Genomic DNA, 3,084 nt, shown 5'->3' with positions numbered 1-3,084 from the left:
GCCCGCGGGCCGGCACCGTGACCCCGCCAGCCACCGCAGGACCGGACCCCCGCTGGCCCGCCGTCGCCCGGTCGGCCGGTCGGCCGGTCGGAGGTGGAGGTCAGGCCTTGGGCGGGGTGGCCTGGGCGAGCTGCTTGATGCTCCCGAAGCTCAGGCCCGCGTCGTTGAGTTCGCGCGCCTCGGCCTCCGAGACGCCGAGTCCGGCGAGCTCCTTGAGCTGGGCGTCGGTCAGCGGCGGGGCGAGCGGGAGGTCGCCGAAGTCCTCGGGGTCGAGGCCCTCCTCGTCGCCCCCGGCGGCCAGGCCGAGCACCGCGTCCATCAGCTGCTCGTTGGTCACCTTGACCGCGTCGGCCGGGGCCTGGACGTTCGGGGCCGCCTGGCTGAAGGCGAGCTTCACCGGGAAGTTGACGCCCGGCTCGACCTTGTCGGCCAGCTGGGCGAGGTCGAAGGTGGCGGAGGAGAAGGCGCCGTTCTTCAGGTAGAGGTCGACGCCGATCTTCCGGTCCGGCACGTCGCTCGGGGCCTTGTCCGGGAAGTCGCCCAGCTGCTTGGGGAACTTGGCGGACAGCGGCTTGACGGCCTTGTACATCTCGTCCACCAGCTGGCGGGCCGGGGCGCTCACCCAGAGGTGCTCGGTGCCGTCCTTCTTGCCCTTGTCCTCGTACGTGACGGTGCGGCCGAGCACGTCCTTGATCGAGTTGAGGAGCTGGTTGCCGAGCTCCGGGTCGACGCTGGGGGCGGCGCTCGGCGCGGCCTTCTTGGCGTCGGCCTCCTTCGCCTGGTCGGCGAGCGCCTGGAGGTCGAAGGACACCCACTTGCCGGCCAGCACGTCCCCGACCGGCTTCATCTCCTCCGGCAGGTCCTTGCGGAGCTCGTCCACCGTGGACGGGTCCTCGCCGACCAGCTTCATCAGGCCCTTGGCGTCGGCGTGCAGGTACCCCGTGGCGTCGACCTGGCGGTACTCCAGCAGCGCGGTGCCGCTGCGGTCGGCGAGCAGGTAGGAGACGCGCACCGACTTGTCGAGCGTCAGGTCGGCGTTCTTGCCCGCCTGGCCGGCGTTCTTGAAGGCCTCGATGTCCTTGAGCGGCTTGTCGGCGGAGACCGCGACCGTGACGGAGAGGCCGGAGATCGCCTTGGCGGTCTTCTCGTCCATGTCCTCCTTGCGGCCCCGGGCGGAGCCGATGAGCCCGTTGCCCTTGTGCTCGCCGGAGTTGGCGAACGCGGCGACCTGCTCGGGGGTGGCGTCGATGGAGAGGGTGAACCCGGCCGACTTGCCGTCACGGACCTTGTCGAAGGCCTTCGAGACCTTCTGCGCGGCGGACAGCTGCTCGACGGTGCCGCAGGCGGTGAGGCCGGTGGCGAGCACGGAGGCGGTGACGGCGACGGGCATCGCCCCACGGGCGGCCTTGCGGATGGCGGTGTTGATGGTACGACTCCTGTTGATCGGGCCCGCTCGGCAAAGCGGACCGTTCCCTCCCCTGCGACGCACAACGTCACAGCGCCTGCACATGTGATCACATTATCGGCAAGGGGTCATCCGCATTTTTGGCCGGGTCTTTAACCAGTTCGGCCAAAACCATGACCAAAAGTCGTAAACCAGGCCTGACGAGCCGTCCCGACCATGCCCCGAGGGTCCCCGCTCCCGGCCCCCGGTCCGCACCACTCCGGGGCGGACCGGGGGTCAGCGCACCGGGCCCGACAGGTCCTCGACCGTCCAACCGCCGCCCAGATCACGGCGCAAGGCCTCCAGCGCAGCGGCCGCCTGCTGCCGGAACAGCTCCTTCTCCTCCTCGGACCACGGAGACGGATCCGGCGGGTACGCCTCGTCGAGCGACGACTGGTACCGGTCGGCGAGCCGCGCCAGTTCGGCCCGGGTGGCCGGGGTGATCGGCAGCCGGTCAAGGTCGCAGGGGTAGTCGTACGGGCTGTCGAGGTCGGGACTGCCGGACGGGCCCGGCCACAGCGGGGTGTCGACGCCGTATTCGTCGTGCTGGTGGTCACGACGAGCGCGGCCTGCCCCCCCGACACCCCCGAGGAGGCCGCGGCCCCGGCGCGGACCGCCGCTCGTCGGTCCTGGCCCTCGACGACCCCGACGCGAAGCGCAGCGGCGGCCGCCGGCGGGCCGCTCGCTCTGCCGAGGGCGAAGTCCGGCCCGGCCGGGGCGCGGACCCCAGTACTGTCCGGTCCCATGACAACGGTCACCACACGCACGGTCGAGTACCCGGCCGACGGAATGACGATGATCGGGCACCTCGCGCTCCCGGCCGGTGCCGGGCGCCGGCCCGGGGTGCTGATCGGGCCCGAGGGACCGGGCCTGAACGACTTCCAGCGCCGCCGGGCCGACGCCCTCGCCGAACTGGGCTACGTGGCCCTGGCCTTCGACCTCCACGGCGGGCGCTGGATCAGCGACCCGCAGGAGATGCTGGCGCGGGTGATGCCGCTGCTCGCCGACCCCGACCGGATGCGGGACATCGGCCACGCGGCCCTCGACGTGCTGCGCGCCGAACCGCGGACCGACCCGGACCGGATCGCCGCCATCGGCTACGGCACCGGGGGTGCCATCGCGGTGGAACTCGGGCGCGCCGGTGCCGACCTGCGGGCGATCGGGACGGTCAACGGATTCACCACCGGCCGCCCGGGCGAGGCGGCCCGGATCCGGTGCCCGGTGTGGGCCGGGGTCGGCTCGGAGGACCCGATCATGCCCGCCGAGCGGAGGGAGGCCTTCACCGCCGAGATGCAGGCGGCGGGCGTCGACTGGCGTCTCGTGGTCTACGGCGGCGCCCAGCACGCCTTCCACCACCCGACGGTCGGTCACACCGTGCTCCCCGGCGTCGCGCACCATCCGCAGCACGCCCGGCGGGCCTGGCGCGACGTCGTCGGCCTGCTCGCCGAGTGCCTGCCCGTGCCGGACTGACCAGCGCGCCTACCTGCGCCTACCCGCGCCTGCCCGCGCCGACGGCGTGTCGGTCGCGGGGCATGCGCGTCGGGGGCCGGGGCCCCCCCCGCGGCCGGGCCGGCCGCCTGTTACGCGGGGTGCACGGGTTACAGTGTAGTTTAAAAAAAAGGCGCGGGCGGCGCGGTTTG

At 72.8% G+C, this 3,084-nt stretch carries 2 protein-coding genes; one reads left to right on the top strand and one right to left on the bottom strand.

Annotated elements, in window-relative coordinates; genetic code table 11:
• Positions 1-100 precede the first annotated feature (100 nt).
• Positions 101-1,390, bottom strand: coding sequence for a hypothetical protein (locus tag ACFVHV_RS43550; protein WP_359912032.1), 1,290 nt, complete (start codon positions 1,388-1,390; stop codon positions 101-103).
• 798 nt (positions 1,391-2,188) lie between these two features.
• On the opposite strand from ACFVHV_RS43550, the gene ACFVHV_RS43545 reads away from it, so the two are divergent.
• Positions 2,189-2,914 (top strand): dienelactone hydrolase family protein, encoded by a 726-nt coding sequence (locus ACFVHV_RS43545; protein WP_380359392.1) that lies wholly within the window; start codon positions 2,189-2,191, stop codon positions 2,912-2,914.
• Positions 2,915-3,084 lie beyond the last annotated feature (170 nt).

This window comes from Kitasatospora sp. NPDC127116 (assembly GCF_042677365.1).
In the GTDB taxonomy this organism is placed as follows: Bacteria; Actinomycetota; Actinomycetes; order Streptomycetales; family Streptomycetaceae; genus Kitasatospora; species Kitasatospora lactacystinica.
This window is presented reverse-complemented; position numbering and strand designations above follow the sequence as displayed.